Consider the following 21,455-nt stretch of genomic DNA (forward strand, 5'->3'; position numbering starts at 1 on the left):
GCCGCCGACGTGAAGAAAGAATCGTGCTCAGGCCACCTGGTGCCTGCTGAAGCTCCGGGCGGCGAGCAGCGACCCCGCGGCAAACAGCAGTGCATACAGCACGCAGGCCATGACGGGAAGCTCGACAACAACCGGCCCGATGGCGTAGGACACCATATCGAAGAGGTTGTACGGATTCAGGGCGTTGTAGGGGAACAGGAACAGCACGTGGTTCGCAACGTTGTTGTAAAGGTTCGGCACGAACGCCGGGATTATGACGACCGCCACGCCGACGGCCAGGATGCCCATGGAGGAGCGTACGCGCGACGAGAGCGCAAGCGTCAACCCTAAGAGTCCGAGCATGGCAACGTACCCCACGAGGCAGCACACGAGCGACGCCCCCAGAAGGGTCAGGTTGTACGTAGAGGTCAGGTTGATAATCTGCAGATGAAGCCCCGCGCCGTCGGCGCCGAAGAAGACCAGCGGCACGACGAGCAGGAGAAGCACCGTAAGCCAGTAGAGAACGCTCGAAACAATGAGGGCGGCCAGCACCTTGGCGCAGCCGAGCCGCGTTTTCCCGAACTTCGTCGAGAGGAGCACGGCGTCGGTTTTCTCCCGATACTCGACGTTGAACACCGGGGCGCACACGATCACCACGGCAAGAAGCGCGAACACGAGGAACTGAACCAGATCGAGGAAGTCCATCCACCCGCCTGCGTACCCGTATTCCACGGGCACCGAGACGCCGCCTTCCTTGTCTTCCCAAAAGCTCTTCTCGGCCTCGGTGTAGGTGAAGGCCCCACCGGTGGCCCCCAGCTGGGAGGCGATCTTCGCGCGAATCTGCCCGTAAAGATCGACCGTTGCGGAATCGTCGATGGTGGCCGCAACCGACGCGGGCATCTGGTGGCCGACCATCCAGGGGCGGACCAGCAAGGACAGGTACGCGCCGTGAGTCGCGTGGAACCTCCAATACTCTTCCGCTTTGTCGCCCGGGATGTCGCGGTCGTACCGATACTCGTCCCTTATCTCGCCCTCATCGTCTATGAACGACTTGTACGCGCGCAAGACCTCGGTCGCCCTCTCGTCGGTGATAGGCCCGGCAAGCGCCTCGGCATCCGCCCTTATCTGGGCGATGGCCGCCGCGCCCTCGTACTCCTCGCCCACCCTGTCGGGATTCAACGTGTACTGAGAGACGATATTGAACCCCAGGACAACGCACAGCATGGCGAGAATGAAGACGAGGGACGCCCGCACAACCCGCCTGGAACATATCTTCTTTGTCTCGAATCGGATCAGGCTACCCATGGTACGCTCCCCTCTCGCCGGAGGCATCGCCGGATTGCTCGCTGAACAGGTGCAGATACACGTCCTCCAGGGTCGGCTCCACGAGGCGGGCCTGAGGATGGGGGCGCGTGTCCGACACCAACCGCACCACCGCCATGCCGCCTCGGTCGTAATGCAGGTTGCCCACATTCATGGACGCGGCCATGGCGCTTGCCTCCTGCGGGGTCACGCCGCATTCCCAGACGGTTCCGCGAATATCGGCAACAATTTGCGCAACCGTGCCCGCCATCACGATGGACCCGGCGCGCATCATGAGAATCTCGTCAGCGATGTACTCCACATCGGAAACGATATGGGTGGAGAGAATAACGATTTTATCCTGCGCGAAAGAGGAGATGATGTTGCGAAAGCGCACACGCTCCTTGGGATCCAGGCCGGCAGTGGGCTCATCCAGCACGAGCACCTTCGGGTCGTTGATGACCGCCTGGGCAATGCCGAGGCGCTGCTTCATGCCGCCTGAGTAGGTGCGAATCTTGCGCTTGGACACGTCCGCCAGCCCTACCATGTCGAGAAGATCCATCGACCGCCGCTTCGCCATGCGCCCGTCGATCCCCTTGAGGGCGGAAAGGTACAGCATGAAGTCGAGGGCGGTGAAATCCGGATAGTACCCGAAGTCCTGAGGAAGATAGCCGAGAAGCGCCCGGTAGTCCGCCCCGAGTCGCTCGATGGGGCCTCCATTCCAGATTACGCTTCCCGAGGTGGGCTTCAGCACGTCGCATATCATGCGCATGAGCGTGGTCTTCCCCGCGCCGTTGGCTCCCAGGAGCCCGTAGACTCCCGGAGAGAAGGCCGCGCTCACCCGGTCGACCGCAATGGCGGCGCCGAACTGCTTGGTGAGCCGGTCGAGTTTGAGTTCCATGAATATATTCCTTCCTTCTTTCGAAAACGACAGCGCCGCTGAATCGCGGCGCACCTCACAGCAGCACGGGAGCCGGCAGCGGAGAGGCGCCGTCTTGCGCCACCTGGAGGACGAGCCTTCTCGCCTCGTGGATAGCCAGGGCAAGAGCCGCGACCAAAGCCAAGGTCCACACTGCCATGGACATCTCGGCGTACCAATGCGGCACGATGGCACCGGCCCCCCATAGTGCCGCTAGGGCGCAGGCCGCCGCCACGGCGCAGGCCTTGGCGCAGCGCCCGCGCATCATGCGCGATAGGTGGAAGCAGATGGCGCAGAAGGCGAAGAACGGCGTCGCGGCGTAGAGGAAGACCCTGAACGGCTCCTCCCCGGCCAGCGTCGGAACCAGCCAGACCGCCGCCGACATCCAGAGCACGTCGGCAAGTCCGAAAAGGACGAGCCGGCTTGCGAGCACCTGCGCGGAATCATGGCGGCACGACGCCTCCAACTCCGCGACATCGTGATCGAAGCTCTTGAACACGGACGGCACGGCGAAGGCCACGGAAAGGACCGCCGAGGCCATCACGACCAGCATGCTGGACGAGCTCCCAGGAAGGATGCCCGCGACCGCCAGCATCCCGGCGAGCAGCGCAACCTGCATCGCCCAGGCAACCGGGCTGACGAAGCGGAGCTGCCCGACGACGAAACGCCAGAACAGAGCCCCGTCCACCGACATACCCGACGACCACCGGGCGGCCTCGCCCCGAACCATGGCCGCGACGCGGGCCTTCTCCGCCTCGTCAACAGGTGCGGCGGTTCTCTTGTAGTGGGCTCGCAGGCTCTCCTTCAGCGCGACGTTCCTATCAATCATCTTCCATCATCTCCCTGAGTTTTTCGAGGGCACGACGCTCGATACGGCGAAGCGCGAACCGTGATTTGCCCACAACTGCGGCGACATCCGCCACCTTGAGGTCTTGCCCGTAGCGCAACTCCAGCACCTCGCGCTCGTCCGCGGGCAGGCGCGACAACGCGTCCGCCAGGAGCAGGTCCTCGTGCATGCCGTTCTGCGCAGGGTCGGGAATGCGCTCTGCATCGGCATCGCTCAGCATGCTGACCGGTCTCGCACGCCTCATGATGTCGATGCACACGTTCCTCGCGCAGGTGTAGAGGTAGGCAAGCGGCTTTTCCCGGGAGTCGTAGACAGCACGGGACTTCGCCAGACGCAGAAACACCTCCTGCGTGGCGTCTTTAGCGTCCTCCGCCGAGGGCAGGCGCCGGGCGCAATAGCGGAAGATCTCGTCATAGTGCTCCTCTGCGAACCGCGCCAGCCGATCTGGATTCGACAGAAGGGCACGCCCGCACTCATCCGCGTCCATGGACTTGCTCTGCTTCAACCGCTTTCTCACCTCCTACAGCGTTTAACGTCGGCGCGCCCGAAAATGTGCGCACCAATTTAAAACGAGCATTCTTTGAGCTCATGTTTTCACGTTTGCGCAGGTAGAGGATCTGCACCCATGCCCTGATTTTATTCCTTCGTTATTCCTGGGTGTAACCGCCCCTGTCACCATCGAGTGGGAATAGCGAAAACGATACGCCATTACCCGATCGCCCTGAACAGGGCGCTTTTTTTCATATAGGGCCAGTGATTCGGCGAAGTTTCACTACTGGCAAAAAGTATACAAAAGTGCTAACCTTTTGGCATGAAGCATTTTGATGAGATATATGAGGTTGCTGCAGACAACTACGGCATAGTGACTACAGCGCAAGCTCGCGTTTTAGGGATCAGCAAGTCTGAGCTCAACAGGTGGGTCGACATAGGACGCCTTGAGCGCAGAGGCAGAGGTGTTTACAAGCTCGTCATGCATACGCCTACAGAGCTCGACCCATACGCTGAGGCAGTGGCCTTGGTCGGCGGCGATAGCTTCCTGCTCGGAGAAACCGTACTTGCCATGCATGGTCTCGCATTCGTGAATCCGAGAAAACTCAGCATCGGAACACCGAAAAGAGTCAGGAAAATCCTGCCTCCTTGGGTTGAAGCGGTCACTGTCGCCGATAAGGACACAACGCATTATGAGGGAATTCCCTCCCAGACCGTGACAGAGGCCATACTCGACTGCCGTGGTCGCGTTATGACCGAACGACTTCGCAATGCTGCGGATGCCGCCCGGCAAAGCGGCCTCATCACCAAATCTGAGCACCAACGTTTGAAAGAGGAGCTCACATGAGCATGCCCAATTCAAGGCGCAATCTCGACATAGCCATCGAACGTCTTGCGAAAGACAGCGATGAGGCAGTGCGCATCAAGCGGACCATGGCGAACGCCATCGTGGGGCAGCTCCTCCCCGATGGCGCGGTCAAAGGAGGAAGCTCGCTCAAACTCAGATTCGGCGATGGGGCGACGCGCTTCTCAAGAGATCTGGATACAGCGCGCGCATCCGACATCGATGACTATGTCAGTCGACTTGAGGATGCGCTCGCATCCGGTTGGAACGGTTTTACCGGAAAGCTCGTGCCCGGCAAACCGGCAAAGCCCAAGGGCGTGCCTGCGCAATACATCATGCAGCCTTTCGAGGTGAAGCTCTCCTACAACGGGAAGTCATGGATCACGGTTCCTCTTGAGGTGGGGCACAACGAGATCGGCGATGCCGACGATCCAGACATGCTGGCGCCCGAAGACGTGTCACAGATGTTTGTTGCGCTAGGGTTCCCTCCTCTTAATCCGATGCCGTTCATGAAGCTCGCTCATCAGGTGGTCCAAAAGCTCCACGTGCTGACCGAGGAGGGCTCGGATCGCGTACATGACCTAGTGGATCTTCAGATCATAATGCGGGAGGATGCTCCTGATGTTGCAGATATCAAGCCCCTTTGCATCAGGCTGTTCGCATACAGGGGGATGCAGGAATGGCCCCCTCGCATCGTCGATCACCCCGATTGGGAGATGGGTTATGCAGCCGCTGCGGAGGGATTGGATGTACTTGATCTGGAACATGCCATCGCCTGGGGAAATGATTTGATCGACCGAATCGACTCTCACGCCTAAGAATATGGGCAATGCGCAAACCGAACATCTTTCCTGCCTATTGGTAGCGACTGGTTCTCAGCGTTGCCGAGGACACAAGGGAGTACAAGCGAAATGGCTGAAGTCCCATTTGAGGGCACATGCGACTCGATCGGCAATGTATGCTTGCCGAAACGTGATTGAAAGTATAGCGTCAACGTGCCTGGAAAAGTGAAGCATTTCCCAATCGGGGATCTAGTCCAACAACGGGAACCAGTAGTCTCGCCAGTCGTGCATCCGGGCCTTTGATTCTAAGAGTAGTCTGCAAGCGGCTCAGTTTCATTAACCGACCGCAAAGGTCAAACTAATCCAGGAAATACGTACATGTCGTTGCCTCCGAAAGGCCGCTCCCTGAGTGCCTACATTTTAAGCGGAGCCGTCTGGAAGAACATCTCTTCGAATATCGCCGGAAAGAACACCGAGCCCTATCGCGAGTGCAAGGTGTACATGCCCCGCTTCGAGCTTGTGTCCGACAGTGTGGACCTCAAACGCTTCCTCCCACCCCATGCCTGCGCAATGTAACTGCGGACAGCAAGGTCATCCCGAACGCTCGCGACTACCCCTCCAGCGCGAGCAGGAGCCCTGCGAGCAGCAGGCCGATCATGGCGCCGCCGAAAAGCTTCACTACAACGCCGAGCGCCGGGTGCTTGCGGGCGAGGCCTTCCACATCCGGCTCGCCAACGACCCCGCTCTTGAGGAACCGATCGATCTCGCGATAGGTAACGATGTCGTGCTTCTTCTTCAGGCGACCCACCGCAACGGCCATGGCGAACCCGATGGCGTAGAGCACGATAAACGCGGCCGCCCCCGCGATGTTCCCCTTGCTCATGCGCGCGAACCCCGACGGCTCTTGCCACGCAAGCGAGAAGCCGAGCAGGAAGAGGAAGGCCAGCCCCGAGAAGGCCAGCATCCCGATTGACAGCAGCCGCATCTTGCGCGAGTCCTCCGCGATGGCGCGCTGCATGACGACCACATCTCCCCTCACGAGCTCGTCGATGGAGACGCCGAACAGCTGGCTGAGCAACAGCAGGCTCTGCACGTCCGGGTAGGTCTTGTCGTTCTCCCAATTCGAAATAGTCTGGCGCGACACGAATATCGCCTTCGAGACCTCATCTTGGGAAAGCCCATGCTCCTCTCGCTTGGCCTTCAGCTGCCGAGCCAGTTCCATCGATCCCTTCCTTTCGATTGCCTGTTGGCGCGTCGCGCCGCTTGTGCGCACCGAAATGATACCCCACAAGGCTTGCAAAACGATGCGGACACAGCTGTCAAAAGTCTTTTGCAAGGCCGTTGAACAGGCATTTTGTAAGGATGAGCCGTTTGCGGGCCTTGAGGAGAATTGGCAGAATACTAGCCGCCGACGCAAATCCGAGTGAAAGGAACGAAGCAGTTATGGCCCGCGAAGAGAAGGTTTGGGAATATGTGCTGAATGCCGGCTTCACGCCCCTGGAGGACCGGTGCATCATCGTCAAGGGGGCGGCGGGAGATCTCAGCGATAAGATCGTCCGCTTTTTCGAGACATGGGATGTGGCGGTTCTTCAGATGTGCGAGAACGAGCTCATCCTGCTTCCGTTCGGATCCTTTTGGGGAACGTTGGAACGGGACGTCTCGCTCGTGGTGCCGTATGCAGACATTGAATCTGTGAAGCTTACCGATGACTTGCTTAACGTGGTCATCGACATCGTGACGAGCACCGGCGGCGTGCGTCTCACCACCCAGCAGAAGGGACTGAGCGACCTACGGCTGTCCGGCATATACGCCTCGCAGTACGCCGGCGGCTACAAGAACTGGCACGCCGAGAACGTGGAGGGAACCCTGCAAGCCCTCAGTGAGCTTGGGCACAAGGCGTCGTGCGAGTAAGACATCTTCACCTCATCAGGAGGCCTCTCAGCACTCCCCCAAAAAAACGCAACAGACTCCCTGGCCGAACGAGACCACACTCGTTCGGCCAGGGAGTATCCTCGACAACTACCGACCATATGTCGGGAAAAGATGGCGAGGATAAGATTCAGCGCCCTTGCCCTCGGATCGTCAGATGCGGGCATTCTGCCCCTTCTTTAGTTATACCAGCAAGCATCGCCTTGATGGAAGCGATATCGTCCTCGGCAAGGCGACCAATGCGCCCCGCATCGCCCAGATAACCAGCGGGGATTTCAGCAATGCGGTCGAGCCGAGCGATGGAGGGCTTAGCAAGGCCTGCTGCCTCCCATTCTTGTATAAGATAATCATGCTCCAGAGAGAGCTTGTTAGTCGCGCTCGTCACCATCGCCACAAGCGTTCCATCGGGACGCATCGCCAATACGATGACCGGGCGAAACTTATATCCGCGACCTTCGGAAAAGTCGAAGCGCGCGTGCCAGACCTCCCACGGTTGAGGCTCTTTGTCATTCATCGCCGTCGTCCCATTCCGCCGGCAGCACGGCAACGCCCTCGGCATCAAAAGGGGGTCTGTAGGCCACCGAAGCGATGGCGTCATACGACGGCGCTTCCGGACGCAAATCGAACGGCAGACCACCAACCTCAATCGACTTGATGAGGAACGTGTTAATCGCATCATTGAGACTGAGACCCCATCGAGCGTACACCTCAGTCGCATCTCGTTTCACCTCATCAGACGTGCGCGTCTTGATCTCCGCACGCCTTGTCACTGCAGCCGTTGCCATCGAGCACCTCCTTCTATTAGTACCCATATTGTACCCTATTAGGGTACTAAAGAGATACCGCCAACTCAAAGGGCAACATTCTGTCACACCCTCGACGAAACCTCATACTCTCCCGCAATAGCCCGCTGCGTCAACAATTAAAGAAAGAGGACAGACCAGCACGGGAAAAGACATCCACATGTTTTGCGCGAGATCGCACTGCTGTCGTCCTTTTGCTGCTAGTGAACCGAGCGGCGTATGTCGCACCGCACTGGCAGAAAGTAGCGCTCGGCACCAACCCGTTGTTGCGAGATCGAAACGAATGCCTAGTGATTGGAATAGCTGGCTTTTGGCCGAGGGCGCAAGCTGGAGCGCATCCGGCAAGGGCCAGGGCGATTGGAACGCGTGCGCCCAGGCGCAGGCGAGCTGGAAAGTAACAGCGATGATCGCGTACCGGAGAAGCAGATCGATTGCGCTCATAGCGCCTCCCCCTTGTCAGCGAAACGCTCGATAACGGCGACAAACCTTGGGCTCTCACGGAGAGCGCTCCATCGCTCGTCCGTCTCAAGACGCTTCATGAGGGCCTCGCAGAGCGCGTCGGCCAATTCTTCCCGCGCAACATCCGTCGCCTCGTCGCCGTTTTCCCAAAGGTATTCCTGCACGCTTTCGAAAAACGGAGGGTTCTCCGGATGCGCGAGCAGGCCACGGCATTTCTCCAAATCAAGTTCGAATGCCTCCAGGTGGTCGAGCGCTGCATCCGTCTGCCCCGACTGCGCGAGCTGCGCGGCAAGTTCGCAGCGAATGAACGGGATGAGCGTCGGAGAAAGCACGGCGAATCCCTGCGGCTTCTGCAGACCCTTGGCGAGAGCAAGAAGCTGTTCCAAGTCTTCTGCGCCCAGATCCGGAAACCCCGCCAGAGCCTGGGCGCAGCTTGCAGCTTCCAGTAGAGAGAAGAGCATCTGGCGCTTGAGAACCCTCGCGGCCTCTTCAGCATCCCCCGCCCTCAGCTTGATGCCCGCGAACGTGACTGCCGCCATATCCGGCTTGGCTGCCACCTTCTTCTCGATGAGCTCGGCAGCTCGCTCCTCGCGCCCCGATGCCGCCATCAGCATGCAGATAGTCTGCAGGTCCATATCGGCAGAGGGTCCGTCGGGATCGAGCTGCAGCGATCTCTCCAACAGCCGCTCAACCGCCTCGGTCAAACCGGGCACGAGCTCGGGGGCGCCGTTCCCCAATTCGACGGCTTTCGCGTAAAGTAGCATGGCAATCATCCTGAGCAGCTCGGAATCCGACCAGTACAAAACAGCCTGCTCGTTGGCGTAATCGAGGGCTCGGGCTATATCGCTCTCAAGCAGCGACTGCATATTCTCCTGAATCTCGCTCCGCGTCTCGACACTCGCCAAAGGCTCGTAGCCCAGCAACTCATCCAATGTGATAGCGAATAGCGACGCGAGCTTCGGCAGCAACGCAATGTCGGGAGCGCTCTGGCCGCACTCCCACTTCGAGACGGCAGCCTTGGTGACCCCCAGGCGTCCGGCTAGCTCTTCCTGGGTATAGCCGCCCCGGCAACGCTCGGCCCGAATGCGCTCGGCTATAGGGTTCTGGTCCATGGGGCTCCTTTCGACACCTCCTATTATTGCCGCCGAAGCCACCAACAACAAGCGAGCATTCCTCAACTTCGCATACCTCAGAATCAACTGGCAGTTGACTGACTTACGCAACAAAGGCCGCTCACCACCGTGCTGATGGTATAGTGCTGTTTTCAGCGAGACGGCCAAACGAACGAGCTATTTTTCGAGACCTATCAGATGACCCCATTCATCTGATAGGCCCGAAAGCCCCACAGCAACCGAAGGAGAAGCCGATGGGCAACGTGAATCTGAGCGAGCGCCAACTTCAAACGCCTTCCGGCACCGTAGCCTACTGGGTCTCGCGCGAGGCTGGCACCGACCGCGCCTGGCTTGTTTTCCTGCCGGGGCTAACCGCCGACCATCGGCTCTTCGAACGGCAGCTCGAACATTTCGCGGGCCGGACGAACATGCTCGTATGGGATCCGCCTTCCCACGGCACGTCGCGGCCCTTCGAGCTTAGCTGGACGCTCGACGACCTGGCCGGGTGGCTCCACGAGATTCTGGAGCGCGAGGGCGCGCACCGGCCCATCCTGGTCGGCCAGTCCATGGGCGGCTACGTCTCGCAAGCCTACCTGCGACTCTATCCAGATGACGTCGCAGGCTTCGCGTCAATCGATTCCTGTCCCTTGGATTTCAGCTATTACCGAAGCTGGGAACTCTTTTTCCTAAAGCACACAAAGCTCATGTACTTGTCGATTCCCTGGAATACGCTCAAGCGCCTCGGCTCGAGTGGCTGCGCCACCACCGACTACGGCCGAGCGCTCATGGTCACCATGATGGATGATTACGGGAAGCGGGAATACTGCGAGCTGGCTGCCCACGGCTACGCGGCCCTCGCCGGCGCGATAGTCCCCGAGCGCACATATCACGTGCTGTGCCCGATGCTCCTCATCTGCGGCGAGAAGGACCAGGCCGGCTCGGCCAAGCGCTACAATCGAGCATGGTCCCAGAAAACCGGAGTGCCCCTGCACTGGATAGAAGGAGCCGGCCACAACGCGAACACCGACAAGCCCGATGCAGTGAACTCGCTGCTGGAGGAGTTCGCCCGCTCGCTTTACGAGCCGGCATTCGACGAAACACTGCGAGTGGGGTAGGATCTTCCACCGAAACACCCCGCCCCAAAAGGAGCCGACCATGCAGACCAGTACCAACCGCACCCCGAATACATGCGTCGATGCGGCGCGTTCCTGGCGTATTTGGCGGCTGGCGGAGCATCCTGAGATGACAGAAGAAGCAGCTGCATGGTTCTCCGAGAAGTGGGATATCCCCGAGGAAGCCTACCGAGAAAGCATACGGGAAAGTGCCCGGGCCGGTGACGTGCCCCAGTGGTATGTTGTGCGCGCGGACAACGACCCCATAGGCTCCATCATCGCCGGCTGCGGCATCATCGAGAACGACTTCCACGACCGACCTGACCTCGCCCCCAACCTCTGCGCTCTGTACGTGGAAGAGGAGCACCGGCACCACGGTCTCGCGCGGCACCTGCTCAACCACGCCCGCGCCGAGGCAGCTGCCATGGGCCACGAGCGTCTGTACCTGGTTACCGACCTGGTGGGCTTCTATGAGAAGTGCGGCTGGGAACACCTGGGCGACGTAAACGAACTCGAAGGCGGCACCATCCGCCTCTACGGCACCGACGCCCTTTCATAAAGCGGGGCTCCCGCAAGATGCCCCGCCATCCACGGTTGCCGCCGCACTACCCGTGCTTGCTACCTCGCTTTCACAGCAGTACCGTAGGCAAGCACCTCCACAACGTCTTCGATAAAGTTCGACGAGAAACGCACGCCGGTCACGGCGTCGGCGCCCAGCTGCTCTGCCTCAGCCACGAGGCGCTCAAGCGCGATGTCACGCGATTCCACCATAAGATCGGTCCACGTGGCAATCTCGCCTCCCACCAGCGTCTTCAAGCTTCCCATCAGATCTTTCACAACATTTCGAGACATGCACACGTTGCCTCGGACGAGGCCGATGGGGCGCATATCCCCATCGAGGCCCGTCTCGACGGTGAATACGGGAATGCTTGGCTTGAACGAGGTGCTCATGGAAATCCTTTCTTTCGCTGTTTGTCCTTTCGATTTGCGATGGTAAACTCTTGACCAACTCAAGAGTCAAGAAGGGATTCCAAAGATGAAGCGCGAAAGCGATTCTGCCGGCATGCTGTCTATTGGGCAGGTTGCCAAACTGTACGGCATATCCCACGATGCGCTGCGGCTGTACGACAAGAAAGGCCTGCTCAAACCTATCGTAAACCCAGAAACGGGCTACCGCAGCTACACGCTGGAGCACTTGTCTATTCTGGATATGATCATGGTGGGGCGCAAGACGGGCATCCCCTTAGCCCGCATGCAGCGTTGCTTCGCGTCTCCGAACGCGGCCGAGCATGCCAAGCTCCTAAGCGAACAGAGGGCGGCCGTACAAGAGCAGATTCGCGAGCTTCAGCACATTGAGCAGCATCTCAACGAGCTGTGCCCCCTGGTGGAAGACGCAATCCGCAACCCCAATGGCCGCGCCTTCACTTTGGAGCGCAACATCTTTCTGGAGTGCGTAACAGTCGCAGACCTCTTATCAACCGACGTCGCGGAAAGCCTCGCGGAGCGCGACGAGTTCCTCCTCTTCGGGCCCGACACCTCCGGCGAGTTCCACGAAGACGAGACACGCGCCTTCTACCCCCTTGCTCCTGGGCATACCGGCCACGAGCCCGCGGCGGTTATCAAGAAGGGCACCCGCTGCCATACCTTCCAAGGAACACTGGACGCCATCCGCCATCGCGTGACCACCCTGCGGAAAGGTGCGAAGCAGCCGGTCTTCGTGCGCTTCGACTACTGCCTGCCCGCCTCCGACCAAGACCATCATTACCTGTGCACGATATTCGCCTGACAGCGGATCGAAGTCTGGGGCGCTGGCACACCACACGCCGCCTCGGTCGGCGAAGGTGCTTGTTTCTGCATCAAATCGCGAGTTATCAGCGTCTGGACTTCCAAATCACACCAGTGGCCTTGAAGGTCCCCAAAGAAATGCCTGGTCACAGCCCTTCCGTTTCCAAACACCTCGCCCAACCTGTGACAAAGCAGCCCAGCAGACGCTGATAACTCGCGATTTGGTGCATTTTCGAGGCGGTTCGTCGACCGGAACATCTCGAGCGCAGTTTACGTCCCGCCTCACAGGCTGCGTTCCTCAATGCTGGTAGACTTTCACAAGCACGGAAACCCTTTGCCAACGAAGCGAGACGGCCATGGTAATTCTGATAACGGGCGCAAGCCATACGGGAAAGACGCTGCTGGCGCAAAAGCTGATGGAGCGATACCGCTACCCGGTGCTCTCCCTCGACCTGCTGAAGATGGGGCTCATCCGCAGCGTCCAAACGGAGCTAACTCCCGAAGATGACGAGCTGCTCGTGCCCTACCTTTGGGGAATCGCCCGAGAAATGGTGAAGACCGCCATCGAGAACAACCAGCACCTCATCGTAGAAGGCTGCTACATCCCCTTTAACTGGCAAAGCGATTTCGAGCCCGCGTATCTGGAACAGATCGAGTACATCTGCCTCGTCATGACAAGGCGTTATCTGGAAACCCACGGCGATGACGTGCGCCGCTTCGCCAACGTCATCGAGCAACGCCTGGCCGACAGCGTGGATATCGACGACCTCATCGCCGATAACGAGCGCATTCTTTCTGAATGCCGGAAGCACAATCTGCCATTCCGCCTCATCGACGAGAACTACGAAGAGGCCCAAAACAGCATCTCCCTGACGAATTACCGGATGAAGAAAGCACTTTAGCGGAGAGGAGCCCCATGCAGTACACCCATGAAGAACTGGCTGAAGCCAAGCGGCAGATCGATTCGCTGCTCCACAAACTTCGGGAGACCCATGCCTCGCTCAGCGCCAAGGAAACCGCCGACAGGCTGAAGCCCCAGATCACGCTCGCCGCCCGCAGAATCGACGCGCTGGAAGTAGCGAACGCCCTCATCGAGCGAGAGCTCGCTTGCTGCAACGATGCAGTCTAACTATCTTTTTACCGCCAATGACGGTAAAATGGTGGCGGTAAAAGAGAGGAGCAGCTATGACCTACGAACCGCCCTTTGAGCGCAGCGACCGCATCGACCCTCTTTCTATGGAAATCGCCGAGCTCGTCGGCATGCTGTCCCCGGAAGCGCCGTTAGCGAAAAGCCCCGTGCTTCATCGCGAACTCAGGATCAAAACCATTCATTCATCACTCCTTATCGAGGGAAACGGCCTCGACGCAAAGGCCGTGACCGCCATCCTCGACGGCAAGCGCGTCTTGGGAGACAGGCACGATATCCGTGAAGTTGAAAACGCGAAGCGAGCCTACGATCTTATCCCCGACCTTGATCCCACTTCCCTCGACGACCTTCTCAAAGTCCATCGCATGATGATGGATGGCCTCGTTTCCGAAGCGGGCCGCTTCCGTTCGGGCAATGTTGGCGTCTTCGACGGCGAAAGGCTCATCCACGCAGGCACGCCGGCAGCATATGTTCCCGAGGTGATGTCGAATCTCTTCAACTGGCTCAAGACCACGACTATGCATCCGCTCCTCGCCTCTTGCGTATTCCATTTTGAATTCGAGTTCTGCCACCCCTTCGCCGACGGAAACGGCAGAACGGGGCGACTCTGGCACACTCTGCTGCTCGCGCGATGGAGGCCCGTACTGGCTTGGCTTCCCGTCGAAAGCGCCATCAGGGAGCATCAGTCCAGGTATTACGAGACGCTGGCAGAAGGAGACGCAACCGGAACCAGTGGGGCGTTCGTGGAATTCATGCTCGAGGCGATTAAAGAAGCGATGCTCCCCTTTGCCAGGCCAATGAGCGAACAGGAGCAGACAAAGGCTCGAACCCTCGCCTTCTTCTCCGAGCATCCGGCAGGAAACATAACTCAGTTGGCAGACCATCTCGGTCGTCCGAAAAGGAGCGTCGAGCGCATAGTTGCCGATCTGAAGGAAGAAGGAGCCCTCGTAAGGGAGGGCAGCCCACGTTCTGGGGTCTGGCGCGTTTATCGTTAGCCGGCGCAACAGAACGTTGCTTGAAAGAGGACGCCTCGGCAGCCAGAATAAAACCAGCTGAGAAACCAAGAGAAAAGAGGCGACCATGCCGTTCAAAGAAACCCTTGCCGAAGCGCGGGAGCAGCGCGGAATGACCCAGCAGGAGCTGGCCGAGAAACTCTATGTCACGCGTCAGGCGGTGTCGCGCTGGGAAAACGGCGAGACCGAGCCGTCCGTGGACATGCGCAAGCTGATCGCGACCGTGCTGGATATCCCCGTTATCCAGCTTTTCGACATCGACGTAACCCAGCTGTGCCAGTGCTGCGGCACCCCCTTCACCGTGCCCAACATGCCCCACGGCACCGATGCCGACGGCGCGGAGAACGCGGCGTACTGCAAGTGGTGCTACGACGACGGCCAGTTCGCATATCACGACGAAGACGAGCTCATCGAGAAGACAACCCCCTTCCTCATGGAGGCCACGGGCATGTCGCAGGAAGAGGCCGTCTCGTTCATGGGCGTCATCGTCCCCCACCTGAAGCACTGGCAGAAGTAGCGCTGGGGTAGCACTTGCGACCTCTGCAAGTGCTACCCCAGATCGTAGTGAGCGAGCGCGTACTGGTCGAAGAACGGCAAGAGCACGCGCACGTAGCCGCGCTCGTCTCCGGAAATGATGCCCTTGCGTATAAGGCGTTGGCGGTAAGGATTAAACTCGTTGGTGCTCAAGCCCAGCAGCTCGCGTATGTCGCCAATGCGACCGGACTTCACCTGGGCAATGCCGCAAAGGACCTCGCGATCCTTTCGCGAGAGCTCGGACCACACCTTGTCGTAGGCATACTCGTCGAGATACTGTCGCGCGAGCTGCCGAGCCGCCCGAGGATCGTCGGCGTTCTCCCAAGCAAAATAACCGAGCACCTGGAACGCAAACGAGTACCCTTTTGTCAGCTTCGCAAGAGCCAGCCCCTCCTGCTCGCCAAGCCCGAGAACCGACCGGTAGTCTTCGGCAATGGTGCCAATGTTCAAGGGGCCGAGGTGAATCTTAGGCGCCCGATAGAGGAAGGTCAGGCTCTTCTCGTCCTGAAGCGCGCTCACGTTCTCGTACAGCCCCGTCATCAGAAGATAGACGGGGAGATCTTGACGCAGAAAAATCTGGAAGGCGGCAGCGAATGCTCTCATCTGGGGAGTATTGGTAACTTCATCAACGCTGATCAGCAGGCGCTTCCCCTTCTTTTTAAGGCTAAGGAGCATTTTTTGAAGTGCCGTCTCTATCTCGGTAATAGGGGCGGCACTCTTGACATCCAGTCCGAATCCGAAAAACGAGAGATTGATCTCAGCCGATTGAAAAAGACGCGCGAGCTCGTTTTCGCTGGACAGCTTCGCCGCAAGGCTCGTCAGCAGATCGCGCTCGGGATTGAGCTCGACGCTTATCCAATCCTTCTGTGAGGCGATTTTGCGGGCGATTTCGGTCATGAAGACCGTTTTGCCCGATCCTCGGATACCGGTGACCATGTACACCTGCTGGGCGCTCGGCTCGCCGAGAAAAGCATCGATGACCTGCTGCGACTGGGCCGCCCGCGCAATGAGCTGGGTGGGTTCCTTGCCGAATGTCAGAGTGTAAGGATTCTGCTGCTTCATAGCGCCTCCCAGAGTTTTACTGTTTTAGAATTCTTTTACTGTCGTTTACTGTTTCTGACATTTTTTACTGTCGTTTACTGTTTTGTCAAGAGACCACCGGCACGCCCCACGAGGAGGCCATCTCGTTCATGGGCGTCATCGTCCCCCACCTGAAGCACTGGCAGAAGTAGCACGCCCGCGCGCACTGTGCGCGAGCTCATTGCCAGTGGCGCGGCGAATCGTTAATATGGAGCCTCAATCCCTCGCCGCCCCCGCCCCTCCGTTCTTAGGAGCGCCCATGCTTGAACACACTCCCACCGATCAGGAGCTGATAGCACTCGTCGGTGAGCCTCTTTTTGAGGTCTGGGCAACCCTCTGTTCCGCCATTGACGAAAGGTACGATATGAATCGCCAATGGGCCAGCGGCGGCAAGGCGTGGGAGTACGAATACAAGTATCGCCGGGGCGGCAAGACGCTGTGCGCTCTATATGCCCGGAAGAACTGCGTCGGCTTCATGGTCATTTTCGGAGAGAGCGAGCGCGCGAAGTTCGAGGCAGACCGTGATACCTACTCCGAGGAAATCCAGAGAGCCTACGATGACGCACGGACGTACCGCGACGGAAAATGGGTGATGTTCGAACCGTCGGACACCTCCCTTTTCGAAGACTTCATGCGTTTGCTCGCAATCAAGCGAAAACCGAACGTTTCGCGAAAATAGAGGAGGGGCATCGTGCGGTTCAACTTCGAGAACGTTGAAATTGGCGGCGACACGGGGCTCCTCGCTGAGCTGGTGGCATGCTGGCGGGCGTCGGTAGAGGCGACGCATACGTTCCTTACGCCGGATGATATCGAGCGCATCGCGGGCTATGTGCCGGACGCGATCACATCCGTCGCGCACGTGATTGTTTGCCGAGACGGCGCCGGCGCGGCTGCGGGCTTTCTCGGCGTCGACGGCTCCATGGTTGAGATGCTGTTCATCGATCCGGCCCTGCGCGGACAGGGGCTAGGGACGCGCCTTCTCGACTACGCCACAAACGAGCTTGGCGCCACGCTGGTGGATGTGAACGAGCAGAACGACCAAGCCGTCGGCTTCTACGAGCACTACGGTTTCCGCACGTTCACCAGGAACCTCGGCGGATTCTTCCGCAGGGACACGACGCACAGGACGGCAACCGCGATGAGGCCGAGGCCGCCGATAATGCCGGTGCAGGCGGGGCCGACGAAGGGATTCGGCGTCACGGCCGTGAAGAGCGCCGGCGCGGCAACGCAGCCGTTCAGGGCACCGTGGGCGAACGTGGCCGGCAGGCAGCTGCCCGAGCGCAGGGTAAGCCAGCCGAAGAGCGCGCTCAGCGCCGTGCAGAAGCAGGTCATCGCGAGAATGCCCACAACCGGCCACCCCGGATAGTCGAGCCCGTAGTTGTGGCCGAGCACCGTGATGGGCGCGTGCCACAGGCCCCAGATAACGCCCACGACGACGATGCCCCACGTCGCAGAATGGCGCTCCATCAGATGCGGGAGCAGGTAGCCGCGCCAGCCCCATTCCTCCCCGAAGCACGTGACCACGTTCAGCAGCGGGCAGACGAGCACGAGCGCCAGCTGCATCCCCATCAGGGCCTGCGCCTGAGCTTCGTCCATGGGCGGCTGGCCGGCCGCCGCCAACTGGGCGTTGAGCGTCTCCCGGAACAGCGGGCACGACGGGTCGAAGTCACCCGGGAAGATGAAGAAGAACGCGACGGCGCCCAGCGCCACTAGCAGCATCGGGCCGAACCACCCAGCGACCCAGTACTTCCATGTGCGCCGGAACTCGCGCGGACGCACCCACGCGCCGCGGAAGCCCTCCCCTGTCAGCAGGCGCGTCAGCACAACGCCAATGGCCGGAAAGAACATGCCCGCCCCGACGAACAGCGTTACCGCCGGGCCGCCCAAGGGATTTTGCCCGGCCTGCAGCAGCGGAATCGCCGCAGGGTACACCGTTGCGAACCAGAACGCCCAGGTGAGAGCGAAGGTCACGACGCAGAAGGTGCCAGCTCGATGGGCGGCCAGAAACGCTCTCAGTCGGCTCATCGCGCACCTCCCTCTTCCGCCGCACACGCGCCGTGGGTACAGGTGCCGGGCACACATTCCCCGCGACCGATAGCAAGCGGCTCGGCGTGGAAGCGCTCGACGCACCAGTTCTTCTCGCCGCAGCAAGGGCAGGTAAGCTTGCGCGTAGTGGGGGTATGGCACGCCACGAAGAACGCGCCCAGATTCGGCCGGAAATCGGCCCGACACGCCGGGCACAGATAGGTCGTGTGGTCGTTGAAGTGAACGACCAGCCAGAAGCCCGCAGCCGCCACTGCCACGAGCGCAATGGGGAACGGCCACCACACGCCCGTGAGTATGCCGAGCACCAGGGTGCCGATCCACGCCACATCCATGAGGATGCCCACGAGGATCATCACCGCATGCCAACGCCTTTCCGCTCGTTTGTCTTCCATTCGCCTCACCATGGCGAGCTTGCTTGTCGCCGTCAGAGCGCCGTAGCGCCTGATGTCGTCGCCCATCGCCTCAATGGCGCGCAGCCGACTTTGGAGCTCTTCGGCTTCCTCGCGCAGTTCGCGCGCGTTCTCGTCCAGCAAATCGCCCAGGATGACGTGACGATGCGGGCTTTCGAGGACGCCCTTGATCTGCGCAAGGGAAAGTCCCAGCGCCTTCAGCATGAGAATGAAGTGGAGCTGGCGCGCATCGTCGGCAGTGTAGAGCCGTCGGCCGCCCTCGGAGTAGTCGGACGGCGAGAGCAGCCCCTTGCCGTCGTAGTACTGCACGGTTCGCACCGTCGTCCCGCACGCCTCGGCCAGCTCGCCGGTGGTATAGCGGGTCGCTGCTTCCGAGGCTCGCGCGCCGAGCCCAGCCGCGCCGCGGCGTTCCTCGCATCGTGTTGTTTCGTTCTTCTCGACCATGGTGGCACCTCCTTTCTTCCTCGTTTCTACAACACGACGCTGCGTCACGAGCAAGAACTTTTTCGGAAAACCGGGTGCCGCGCCTAGACGCCTTCGCGAAGCGGCAGGCGCTCCGCCATCTCGCCGAGCGAGTCGCACATCATCGTGGGGTTCTCGGCGGCAAGGGCCTCGCGCGGGAACATGCCCCAGAGCGCGGCCACCGTGGCGCAGCCGGCGGCGTTGCCGGCCTGCATGTCGAAGGGACTGTCGCCCACATACAGGCAGTGGGACGCATCGAGTCCCATAAGCTCGCAAGCACGAAGGATGGGCCCGGGAGCCGGTTTGTGCTCGGGCCAGTCATCGGGGGCGATGAGCACGTCGAAGAGGTCGCCGATGCCGCCCATATCCAGCCCGCGCTGGGCGAGCGCGTGGCGCTTCGAGGTAACGACCCCCATGGGAACGCCCGCGGCCCGCAACCGCTCCAAAGCCGCACGCGTGTCGGGAAAGGCCCGCACGCTGGCATCGTGCACGGCCACGTTGTGCTCGCGGTACGTGCTCAGCAGGTGCTCGGCCAGAGCCTCGTCGCCTTCCGCAAAGCCGAGCATCTGGTCGTACAGGGGCGTGCCCACGCCCGCCATAAGCGCCTCGTCGGGCAAATCGCACCCCAGCACGTCGTTGATGGTGTAGCGCATAGAGGCGAGAATAATGTCGTATGTGTCAATCAGCGTGCCATCCGCATCGAACAGCACACCCTGGATATTGTTCATAGCAACCTTCCGGTTAAACCCATCAGTCGGTAGCCATTGTAGAACAGCACGGGCCCCGCAGCTACAAAAGCGGGAGAATGCCCTCTTCGAGGCGCTTTCTCAGAAGGCGCTTGTGCTCCGCGCGCATTGGCTCCGACAGAAGAACGATGCCGTAGGCTTCCTCCGGCACGCTATCTATGAGCGCATCGACGGCATCCATATTCACCGCCGCCGTGAAACGCTTAATGGCGGCGGCCAAATCGGGGTTCGTCGTTTTCGCCATGTACTCGAAGGGATGAATCGCAGCGCTCCCGCCTTCGCCATCCGAAAGCCGATAGCACGAAATATTCGTCCCGAAAGCGTCCTCGTTTTCCGCCGCCTCGTCTCCCAGCCGACGCGCCGCCACGCTGGGACTGCGCTTGCTGAAGAGCGAGCTGCCCATGTCGTAGACGGGCGCGAGCTCGTAAGCCATCGGCGCCGTCATGAGAACGCCCCAGTTCCCGTTGTTGCGATCGGGGTTCTTAATGAAGGCATCTACCACGAACATATCCCAAAAGCGCTCGCGCACACCCGGCACCGTCTTCAAGACATCGGATGTCTCAATGGCGGCGAGCACATCGCCAAGAAGAATGACCTCTCCATCCGATGGCGCCGAGCTAAAGCCCGCATCGTCGTCGGAAAGAGCGTTCTTGATCTCCTTGAACTCGAAGAGACGCGCGTTCGGGAAGGTGAAGTCGCGGCACGCACACACGATCTTGCCGGCGCGGTACCCGAGCATCGTCTCATGAACCGGAATGCCCAACAGCCCGTAAATATGCGAGCCCAGATATTCGGAAACGGGACTCGAAGTATAAGACGGCAGATGCTTGCCCGCCAAATCGCGCGTCGTGCGCGGATACTTGGCTATCCAAGGCTCCCCGTTGATGAGAATGCCCTCTTTCTGTCCCGCTCGGCCGCCGTAGAAAAGACCACTGGGGGCGCAATCGCGAAGATCGGCGATTTCTATCACGAAGGCCCTCCTTCAACACCAGCGGAAACAGTGGGAAACATTGTAGCACGGCGGAAAGTCGGCCCGCATACCCGCAGTATAATCTGGAGGTCAACGAGCAGCGTGCGCCAGAAAGGTCGCCCCTTCCATGAATCCCCAGAGCCATAGCGCGGCACTCCGAGGGCCCCGCCCGCGATTCCTCTTTGGCGGCACGGCTGGCACCAACCGCATAGCGCGGGCCCTTCTTGCTCTCGGGTTAGCGGCGCTCCTGTGCTTACCAGCTTGCAGCTTTACTCCCAACAAGGCCGAGAGCGCGTCCTCCCGCAACGAGACCGCCGCTGAAGCCGCCTCGCATCTCGCCTTCCGCACCGACGAGAAGTTGCAGCAGCACTTCGAGAAGCACGGCCGGGAAACCGGGTGCGCCACCGCCGAGGAGTACCTCGCCGCCGCCAATGCCGTCATCGCCGACCCGGCTTCCCTGCACAAGCTGCAAGCTGAAGACGGCGACGACCTCTACTTCCTGGAACGCACCGGGGAATTCGTCGTGGTGTCCCCCGCCGGCTACATCCGCACCTACTACCTCACCGACCGCAACTACTTCGACCGGCAATAGGGCACGTCACCGCATCTGCCCTGAGGAAAAGCGTCTCCTTCCCACAGTTTGCCAACGAGGCCAAAGCGCATCCCTAACGATGACGGAAACAGC

Annotated in this window: 27 protein-coding genes and 1 pseudogene; 13 read left to right on the plus strand and 15 right to left on the minus strand. The window is 60.2% G+C overall.

The features are described 5' to 3' along the window. Positions 1-27: 27 nt before the first annotated feature. Genes VIN30_RS00795 through VIN30_RS00810 form a run of 4 tightly spaced genes read right to left on the minus strand, consistent with a single transcriptional unit; the run spans position 28 to position 3,534 of the window. Entirely contained in the window at positions 28-1,233 is a 1,206-nt protein-coding gene (locus VIN30_RS00795) for a hypothetical protein (RefSeq protein WP_338208487.1), read from the minus strand. Positions 1,234-1,276: 43 nt separating this feature from the next. Then, positions 1,277-2,182 (minus strand): ABC transporter ATP-binding protein, encoded by a 906-nt coding sequence (locus VIN30_RS00800; RefSeq protein ID WP_338208489.1) that lies wholly within the window; start codon positions 2,180-2,182, stop codon positions 1,277-1,279. 55 nt (positions 2,183-2,237) lie between these two features. Then, positions 2,238-3,029: a hypothetical protein gene (locus tag VIN30_RS00805; RefSeq protein ID WP_338208491.1), complete on the minus strand. Its 792-nt coding sequence runs from the start codon at positions 3,027-3,029 to the stop codon at positions 2,238-2,240. Beyond that, positions 3,022-3,534 (minus strand): RNA polymerase sigma factor, encoded by a 513-nt coding sequence (locus VIN30_RS00810; protein ID WP_338208492.1) that lies wholly within the window; start codon positions 3,532-3,534, stop codon positions 3,022-3,024. Before VIN30_RS00810 ends, VIN30_RS00805 begins: the two co-directional genes overlap by 8 nt. Before the next feature lie 324 nt (positions 3,535-3,858). On the opposite strand from VIN30_RS00810, the gene VIN30_RS00815 reads away from it, so the two are divergent. Together VIN30_RS00815 and VIN30_RS00820 are read left to right on the plus strand one after the other, a co-directional pair. Further along, entirely contained in the window at positions 3,859-4,383 is a 525-nt protein-coding gene (locus tag VIN30_RS00815; protein ID WP_326425608.1) for a type IV toxin-antitoxin system AbiEi family antitoxin domain-containing protein, read from the plus strand. Continuing rightward, a complete protein-coding gene (locus VIN30_RS00820; protein ID WP_338208496.1) occupies positions 4,380-5,198 on the plus strand; it encodes a nucleotidyl transferase AbiEii/AbiGii toxin family protein in 819 nt (272 codons plus the stop codon). The genes VIN30_RS00815 and VIN30_RS00820 overlap by 4 nt, the downstream gene beginning before the upstream one ends. 574 nt (positions 5,199-5,772) lie before the next feature. Here VIN30_RS00820 and VIN30_RS00825 read toward each other — a convergent pair. Continuing rightward, positions 5,773-6,384 (minus strand): helix-turn-helix transcriptional regulator, encoded by a 612-nt coding sequence (locus VIN30_RS00825; RefSeq protein ID WP_338208498.1) that lies wholly within the window; start codon positions 6,382-6,384, stop codon positions 5,773-5,775. 221 nt (positions 6,385-6,605) lie between these two features. On the opposite strand from VIN30_RS00825, the gene VIN30_RS00830 reads away from it, so the two are divergent. Further along, the gene (locus VIN30_RS00830; protein WP_338208500.1) at positions 6,606-7,073 is read left to right on the plus strand and encodes a hypothetical protein; all 468 of its coding nucleotides are present in this window, start codon (positions 6,606-6,608) and stop codon (positions 7,071-7,073) included. Between the two features lie 148 nt (positions 7,074-7,221). Here the strand turns inward: VIN30_RS00830 and VIN30_RS00835 are convergent, their stop codons facing one another. The 4 genes from VIN30_RS00835 to VIN30_RS00850 all read right to left on the minus strand — a co-directional run bounded on the left by VIN30_RS00835 (position 7,222) and on the right by VIN30_RS00850 (position 9,633). Continuing rightward, positions 7,222-7,605, minus strand: a complete 384-nt coding sequence (locus tag VIN30_RS00835; RefSeq protein ID WP_338208502.1) for a type II toxin-antitoxin system PemK/MazF family toxin — start codon at positions 7,603-7,605, stop codon at positions 7,222-7,224. Then, positions 7,598-7,876 (minus strand): type II toxin-antitoxin system RelB/DinJ family antitoxin, encoded by a 279-nt coding sequence (locus tag VIN30_RS00840; protein ID WP_338208504.1) that lies wholly within the window; start codon positions 7,874-7,876, stop codon positions 7,598-7,600. The genes VIN30_RS00835 and VIN30_RS00840 overlap by 8 nt, the downstream gene beginning before the upstream one ends. 102 nt (positions 7,877-7,978) lie before the next feature. After that, positions 7,979-8,335 (minus strand): hypothetical protein, encoded by a 357-nt coding sequence (locus tag VIN30_RS00845; protein WP_338208506.1) that lies wholly within the window; start codon positions 8,333-8,335, stop codon positions 7,979-7,981. After that, the gene (locus VIN30_RS00850; RefSeq protein WP_338208507.1) at positions 8,332-9,633 is read right to left on the minus strand and encodes a helix-turn-helix domain-containing protein; all 1,302 of its coding nucleotides are present in this window, start codon (positions 9,631-9,633) and stop codon (positions 8,332-8,334) included. The genes VIN30_RS00845 and VIN30_RS00850 overlap by 4 nt, the downstream gene beginning before the upstream one ends. Positions 9,634-9,719: 86 nt before the next feature. Here VIN30_RS00850 and VIN30_RS00855 point away from each other — a divergent pair, with 86 nt between their 5' ends. Further along, positions 9,720-10,580: an alpha/beta fold hydrolase gene (locus tag VIN30_RS00855; RefSeq protein WP_338208509.1), complete on the plus strand. Its 861-nt coding sequence runs from the start codon at positions 9,720-9,722 to the stop codon at positions 10,578-10,580. A gap of 40 nt (positions 10,581-10,620) precedes the next feature. Continuing rightward, positions 10,621-11,136, plus strand: a complete 516-nt coding sequence (locus VIN30_RS00860; protein WP_338208511.1) for a GNAT family N-acetyltransferase — start codon at positions 10,621-10,623, stop codon at positions 11,134-11,136. Between the two features lie 59 nt (positions 11,137-11,195). Here the strand turns inward: VIN30_RS00860 and VIN30_RS00865 are convergent, their stop codons facing one another. Then, on the minus strand, positions 11,196-11,528 hold the full coding sequence (locus VIN30_RS00865) for a YbjQ family protein (RefSeq protein ID WP_326454215.1): 333 nt from the start codon (positions 11,526-11,528) through the stop codon (positions 11,196-11,198). A gap of 85 nt (positions 11,529-11,613) precedes the next feature. Here VIN30_RS00865 and VIN30_RS00870 point away from each other — a divergent pair, with 85 nt between their 5' ends. The 5 genes from VIN30_RS00870 (at position 11,614) to VIN30_RS00890 (ending at position 15,039) form a co-directional block, all read left to right on the plus strand. Next, positions 11,614-12,363 (plus strand): MerR family DNA-binding transcriptional regulator, encoded by a 750-nt coding sequence (locus tag VIN30_RS00870; protein WP_338208514.1) that lies wholly within the window; start codon positions 11,614-11,616, stop codon positions 12,361-12,363. A gap of 355 nt (positions 12,364-12,718) precedes the next feature. Further along, positions 12,719-13,264: an AAA family ATPase gene (locus VIN30_RS00875; protein ID WP_338208515.1), complete on the plus strand. Its 546-nt coding sequence runs from the start codon at positions 12,719-12,721 to the stop codon at positions 13,262-13,264. Between the two features lie 14 nt (positions 13,265-13,278). Further along, a complete protein-coding gene (locus VIN30_RS00880; RefSeq protein ID WP_326438586.1) occupies positions 13,279-13,491 on the plus strand; it encodes a hypothetical protein in 213 nt (70 codons plus the stop codon). A gap of 56 nt (positions 13,492-13,547) precedes the next feature. Beyond that, positions 13,548-14,504 (plus strand): Fic family protein, encoded by a 957-nt coding sequence (locus VIN30_RS00885; protein WP_338208519.1) that lies wholly within the window; start codon positions 13,548-13,550, stop codon positions 14,502-14,504. Positions 14,505-14,589: 85 nt separating this feature from the next. Beyond that, positions 14,590-15,039: a zinc ribbon domain-containing protein gene (locus tag VIN30_RS00890; protein ID WP_326454210.1), complete on the plus strand. Its 450-nt coding sequence runs from the start codon at positions 14,590-14,592 to the stop codon at positions 15,037-15,039. A gap of 32 nt (positions 15,040-15,071) precedes the next feature. Here VIN30_RS00890 and VIN30_RS00895 read toward each other — a convergent pair whose 3' ends face one another. Then, a complete protein-coding gene (locus VIN30_RS00895) occupies positions 15,072-16,118 on the minus strand; it encodes an ATP-binding protein (protein WP_326438580.1) in 1,047 nt (348 codons plus the stop codon). Positions 16,119-16,395: 277 nt separating this feature from the next. Here VIN30_RS00895 and VIN30_RS00900 point away from each other — a divergent pair, with 277 nt between their 5' ends. Continuing rightward, on the plus strand, positions 16,396-16,815 hold the full coding sequence (locus tag VIN30_RS00900) for a DUF3788 domain-containing protein (RefSeq protein ID WP_338208522.1): 420 nt from the start codon (positions 16,396-16,398) through the stop codon (positions 16,813-16,815). Positions 16,816-16,995: 180 nt separating this feature from the next. Beyond that, positions 16,996-17,160, plus strand: a pseudogene (locus VIN30_RS11530) (GNAT family N-acetyltransferase); the annotation flags it as partial. A gap of 38 nt (positions 17,161-17,198) precedes the next feature. Here VIN30_RS11530 and VIN30_RS00905 read toward each other — a convergent pair. From VIN30_RS00905 to VIN30_RS00920, 4 genes are all read right to left on the minus strand, one after another. Further along, positions 17,199-18,161: a CPBP family intramembrane glutamic endopeptidase gene (locus VIN30_RS00905; RefSeq protein ID WP_338208524.1), complete on the minus strand. Its 963-nt coding sequence runs from the start codon at positions 18,159-18,161 to the stop codon at positions 17,199-17,201. Then, positions 18,158-19,036, minus strand: coding sequence for a MerR family transcriptional regulator (locus tag VIN30_RS00910; RefSeq protein WP_338208526.1), 879 nt, complete (start codon positions 19,034-19,036; stop codon positions 18,158-18,160). Before VIN30_RS00910 ends, VIN30_RS00905 begins: the two co-directional genes overlap by 4 nt. Positions 19,037-19,119: 83 nt before the next feature. Beyond that, positions 19,120-19,782, minus strand: a complete 663-nt coding sequence (locus VIN30_RS00915) for an HAD family hydrolase (RefSeq protein WP_338208528.1) — start codon at positions 19,780-19,782, stop codon at positions 19,120-19,122. A gap of 61 nt (positions 19,783-19,843) precedes the next feature. Beyond that, positions 19,844-20,770 (minus strand): HipA domain-containing protein, encoded by a 927-nt coding sequence (locus VIN30_RS00920; RefSeq protein WP_338208531.1) that lies wholly within the window; start codon positions 20,768-20,770, stop codon positions 19,844-19,846. Between the two features lie 127 nt (positions 20,771-20,897). On the opposite strand from VIN30_RS00920, the gene VIN30_RS00925 reads away from it, so the two are divergent. Beyond that, positions 20,898-21,362 carry a hypothetical protein gene (locus VIN30_RS00925; protein WP_338208533.1) on the plus strand — a complete coding sequence of 155 codons (465 nt, stop codon included), beginning with the start codon at positions 20,898-20,900 and terminating at the stop codon, positions 21,360-21,362. Positions 21,363-21,455 lie beyond the last annotated feature (93 nt).

This window comes from Adlercreutzia wanghongyangiae, assembly GCF_035989245.1.
GTDB lineage: Bacteria > Actinomycetota > Coriobacteriia > Coriobacteriales > Eggerthellaceae > Adlercreutzia > Adlercreutzia wanghongyangiae.

Bases quoted from the DNA above. Each gene is read 5' to 3' on its own strand.
- VIN30_RS00800 (WP_338208489.1), bottom strand. From the start codon at position 2,182: ATGGAACTCAAACTCGACCGGCTCACCAAGCAGTTCGGCGCCGCCATT.
- VIN30_RS00915 (WP_338208528.1), bottom strand. From the start codon at position 19,782: ATGAACAATATCCAGGGTGTGCTGTTCGATGCGGATGGCACGCTGATT.
- VIN30_RS00875 (WP_338208515.1), top strand. From the start codon at position 12,719: ATGGTAATTCTGATAACGGGCGCAAGCCATACGGGAAAGACGCTGCTG.
- VIN30_RS00810 (WP_338208492.1), bottom strand. From the start codon at position 3,534: ATGGACGCGGATGAGTGCGGGCGTGCCCTTCTGTCGAATCCAGATCGG.
- VIN30_RS00925 (WP_338208533.1), top strand. From the start codon at position 20,898: ATGAATCCCCAGAGCCATAGCGCGGCACTCCGAGGGCCCCGCCCGCGA.
- VIN30_RS00860 (WP_338208511.1), top strand. From the start codon at position 10,621: ATGCAGACCAGTACCAACCGCACCCCGAATACATGCGTCGATGCGGCG.
- VIN30_RS00900 (WP_338208522.1), top strand. From the start codon at position 16,396: ATGCTTGAACACACTCCCACCGATCAGGAGCTGATAGCACTCGTCGGT.
- VIN30_RS00910 (WP_338208526.1), bottom strand. From the start codon at position 19,036: ATGGTCGAGAAGAACGAAACAACACGATGCGAGGAACGCCGCGGCGCG.
- VIN30_RS00815 (WP_326425608.1), top strand. From the start codon at position 3,859: ATGAAGCATTTTGATGAGATATATGAGGTTGCTGCAGACAACTACGGC.
- VIN30_RS00905 (WP_338208524.1), bottom strand. From the start codon at position 18,161: ATGAGCCGACTGAGAGCGTTTCTGGCCGCCCATCGAGCTGGCACCTTC.
- VIN30_RS00830 (WP_338208500.1), top strand. From the start codon at position 6,606: ATGGCCCGCGAAGAGAAGGTTTGGGAATATGTGCTGAATGCCGGCTTC.
- VIN30_RS00890 (WP_326454210.1), top strand. From the start codon at position 14,590: ATGCCGTTCAAAGAAACCCTTGCCGAAGCGCGGGAGCAGCGCGGAATG.
- VIN30_RS00880 (WP_326438586.1), top strand. From the start codon at position 13,279: ATGCAGTACACCCATGAAGAACTGGCTGAAGCCAAGCGGCAGATCGAT.
- VIN30_RS00835 (WP_338208502.1), bottom strand. From the start codon at position 7,605: ATGAATGACAAAGAGCCTCAACCGTGGGAGGTCTGGCACGCGCGCTTC.
- VIN30_RS00840 (WP_338208504.1), bottom strand. From the start codon at position 7,876: ATGGCAACGGCTGCAGTGACAAGGCGTGCGGAGATCAAGACGCGCACG.
- VIN30_RS00820 (WP_338208496.1), top strand. From the start codon at position 4,380: ATGAGCATGCCCAATTCAAGGCGCAATCTCGACATAGCCATCGAACGT.
- VIN30_RS00855 (WP_338208509.1), top strand. From the start codon at position 9,720: ATGGGCAACGTGAATCTGAGCGAGCGCCAACTTCAAACGCCTTCCGGC.
- VIN30_RS00865 (WP_326454215.1), bottom strand. From the start codon at position 11,528: ATGAGCACCTCGTTCAAGCCAAGCATTCCCGTATTCACCGTCGAGACG.
- VIN30_RS00895 (WP_326438580.1), bottom strand. From the start codon at position 16,118: ATGAAGCAGCAGAATCCTTACACTCTGACATTCGGCAAGGAACCCACC.
- VIN30_RS00805 (WP_338208491.1), bottom strand. From the start codon at position 3,029: ATGATTGATAGGAACGTCGCGCTGAAGGAGAGCCTGCGAGCCCACTAC.
- VIN30_RS00885 (WP_338208519.1), top strand. From the start codon at position 13,548: ATGACCTACGAACCGCCCTTTGAGCGCAGCGACCGCATCGACCCTCTT.
- VIN30_RS00870 (WP_338208514.1), top strand. From the start codon at position 11,614: ATGAAGCGCGAAAGCGATTCTGCCGGCATGCTGTCTATTGGGCAGGTT.
- VIN30_RS00825 (WP_338208498.1), bottom strand. From the start codon at position 6,384: ATGGAACTGGCTCGGCAGCTGAAGGCCAAGCGAGAGGAGCATGGGCTT.
- VIN30_RS00845 (WP_338208506.1), bottom strand. From the start codon at position 8,335: ATGAGCGCAATCGATCTGCTTCTCCGGTACGCGATCATCGCTGTTACT.